This is a genomic window from Maritimimonas sp. 2405UD52-3 (assembly GCF_056591715.1).
On the sequence record NZ_JBWQOL010000011.1, the window covers coordinates 1 to 3,079 of the forward strand.

Here is a 3,079-nt window from a genome sequence, read left to right on the forward strand (position 1 = left end):
CAGGCTGCACCTCACTAAGCCATACACAGGTGACGTTGTACTTAATTTAATGCTATGAAAAAGATCTTCGTCCTTGTAATAATGTTTGTTCTGTTTAGTTGTGGATCTTCAAAAAAAAGCCTGACCGAAGCGCAGGAATGGATAAATGAGCAAAATTTTATAGTCGTAGCGCCTAATGAATGGAGGCCAGTAAAGCATCATGGATATGTTGGATATACTCCACTAAAAAAAGGAGATAATTATTTCGATAATGTGACTTCAATTTTTCAATTTAAATCAAGTGAAAAACCAAGGTTTCAAGAATATGTTCAGAATCAAGTTGATGGAACAAATAAAGCCCTGAAGATTATTTCACAAGAAATAAAACAAGTCAAGAATCACCTGGGTGACATTTATATTCATGAATTGGAATCTACATGGAACGGACGTATCCACAAAAGATATAATGTGTACTTCCAGCAGAATGGGGAATACTATTATTTTGGTTATTCTTCTGTCGAATCAAAATATGGAAAGCATTTTGACGAGGCTATGTCTATCCTTAAAAGTTTTAAATTAAAAAACTAAGTACAACATCATGTATAATTAATTGCTGCGGAATTCCTTCGCAGGAATTCACTTGAATTAATTAACTTGCCAATACGTCGGAAAATCCTAACGGATTTCCCACAACTAACCATACATAAACCGTTGTAGGTAATTATCAAATCGCTATAAATAATAATCTTTATTTTTTTAATGAATATTGAATTTTTCTCTTTAAAGCCAGAATATAGTGGCTTAATTGCTAAGGCGTCTTTACTTGAAATTTCAAAGGCGGAAGATTTCATATCTAATGGTGCTGTTCTACCAGATGGCTTCGTAGAGATTTATTTTTCTAGGCATGATCCAATTTCAATAAAAATGAATGAACATAATTTATCGACATACTCAAATTCAGCTTTTGTAATTGGACAAAGTACTAACAAAATCGAATTTAAACCAAAAGGGAAACAAGAATTAATAAGCTTAAAAATACAACCGTGGGCAGCGAGTATATTTTTACAAGACAAAGCAGATTTGTACAAAGAGAAGACAATTGCTATTGATCATTTAGGAAACTTAAAGTTGAGCTTATTACAGCGAATGGTAATAAACTCGAACACAAAAGAAGAAGCATTTAAACATATTGAAGATTTCTTATTTCAATCTTTAAAAACGAGTAACAAATTTTCGAAATTAATTTATTTTGCAATAAATTATATTTTTCAAAATCATGTAGGGTTCTCAGTAAAAAAGTTGACAAATCTATTGAATGTAAGTAGGCAATATTTAGAAAGACAATTTATAGAGCAAATTGGAATTACTCCAAAACAATTTGCTAGAGTAGTTAGAGTAAGATGTTTGACAAATTATTTTAAAAGTAATCCAGATATTTCATTAACAGAACTTAGTTATAAATTTGGCTATTTTGACCAATCACATTTCATTAAAGATTTTCAATTAATAGCTGGAACTTCACCTAAGAAGTTTTTATCATCCAATAATTTTGTGACTTTAAATTATCAGTATGATGATAGCTTAAATCTGTAGTTTGCTTTTTTACAATTTTTAGAAATTTTGAATTCATAGGTTTGTTATTAAAATCAAAATTTGATGAGAAATTTTATTTTAATTATTATTATTAATTGTAATGTATGTTTTGCTCAAGACTTTAAATCAGCAAATATAGCAACAGATAGAATTATCTCTAAATTGGTTGATGAAAGCAATATTCCAGGATTATCAATAGCAATAAGCCATAAAAACAACATTATCTGGAGTAAATCCTATGGCTATTCTAATCTTGAATACAATATTCCAACAAGTGAAAAAAGTAAATTTAGAATTGCGAGTGTTTCTAAATTATTTACCGGAACGGCAATTTTTAAACTACACAAACAAGAGCTGATAAATTTACAAGACCCGATTTCTAAATACCTTGATTCTATACCAAATTCATGGAAAAGTATAACTATTGAGCAAATCGCTCAACATACCAGTGGGATAGGTCATTACATTGATGTATATGATGCTTTAGATGTTCATCATTATGAATCAACAAATGAAGCTCTCAAAAAGTTTAAAAATCGCCCATTAGTGCACAAGCCAGATGAAGGAGTAACCTATTCAAGTCATGCCTACACTGTACTTGCAGCAATTATTGAAAGTGTAACAAAAAAGAGCTTTCAAAATGCAATGAATGATTTAGTTTTTAATCCTCTAAAAATGGATCAAACAGAGGTTGATAATCAAAAAAAGATAATCCCTAATAGAACTGGCTTTTATCAGTACAATGCTAATCGTGAACCGGAACATTCACCTTATATAGATCTTAGTGCAAAATGGGCTGGTAGTGGATATTTATCAACTGCAATTGATTTAGCTAAATTTGGTTCTGCCCATACTTTTAGTTCAAATTATTTTACACCTAATGATTTGAACTCAATTACTTCACCAAGAATAATTAACGATACGCTAAAAACAAAAGAAGGATTAGGTTGGGGACAAAGAACAAGTTGGGATGATGAAAAAATGTATTGGGGCGATGGGAAAACACCAGGTAGTACATGTGGATTACTTGTTTTTCCTCAATATAATCTTAGCATTACTATTGTAAGTAATATGAGACATGCACCTTTAGATAGAGGTGAATTTGAACTTTTATCTAAACGATATATTGCAACTATTAAAGGTGAAAAAATTAGAGAACTTAAACTTGGAGATGTAGGAAGTTATAAATTAGATATTTCTATTCAAGGAAATGTTTACAATGGTAAATTAGATTTGTTACTCTTAAAAGACAATTATGGTTCTTTTGATTTTCATGAGCTTCAAAATTTCCCAATATCTGATGCTTTTTGGAGAAATAACAAGCTTTGGATTTTTGCAATAGGTGGTGGAAAACAGCCCATTTCTTTAGGCGTGTTGCCATTTAAATTAGATATTGTTGAGGAAAATAAAGTCTCTGGTGAAATTTTCAGAATTAACGCTAATGTAACAGGTACTAAGCAACTAGATTAGAATTATTCTAAAGAATCTTAGGATAAAAACTACCTAC

3 protein-coding genes are annotated in these 3,079 nt (G+C 30.4%); all 3 read left to right on the forward strand.

Going from position 1 to position 3,079, the window contains the following annotated elements; genetic code table 11:
* The first annotated feature begins 54 nt into the window (after positions 1 to 54).
* The 3 genes from AC1EU5_RS15905 (at position 55) to AC1EU5_RS15915 (ending at position 3,042) form a co-directional block, all read left to right on the forward strand.
* Positions 55 to 567, forward strand: coding sequence for a hypothetical protein (locus tag AC1EU5_RS15905; RefSeq protein ID WP_480193406.1), 513 nt, complete (start codon positions 55 to 57; stop codon positions 565 to 567).
* A 171-nt stretch (positions 568 to 738) separates the two neighbouring features.
* Positions 739 to 1,572 carry a helix-turn-helix domain-containing protein gene (locus tag AC1EU5_RS15910; protein WP_480193407.1) on the forward strand — a complete coding sequence of 278 codons (834 nt, stop codon included), beginning with the start codon at positions 739 to 741 and terminating at the stop codon, positions 1,570 to 1,572.
* Positions 1,573 to 1,635: 63 nt separating this feature from the next.
* Entirely contained in the window at positions 1,636 to 3,042 is a 1,407-nt protein-coding gene (locus AC1EU5_RS15915; protein ID WP_480193408.1) for a serine hydrolase domain-containing protein, read from the forward strand.
* Positions 3,043 to 3,079: the final 37 nt, after the last annotated feature.

What these genes read in the sequence shown, in the direction of transcription:
- AC1EU5_RS15915 (WP_480193408.1), top strand. Translation starts at nt 1,636, where the DNA reads ATGAGAAATTTTATTTTAATTATTATTATTAATTGTAATGTATGTTTT.
- AC1EU5_RS15910 (WP_480193407.1), top strand. Translation starts at nt 739, where the DNA reads ATGAATATTGAATTTTTCTCTTTAAAGCCAGAATATAGTGGCTTAATT.
- AC1EU5_RS15905 (WP_480193406.1), top strand. Translation starts at nt 55, where the DNA reads ATGAAAAAGATCTTCGTCCTTGTAATAATGTTTGTTCTGTTTAGTTGT.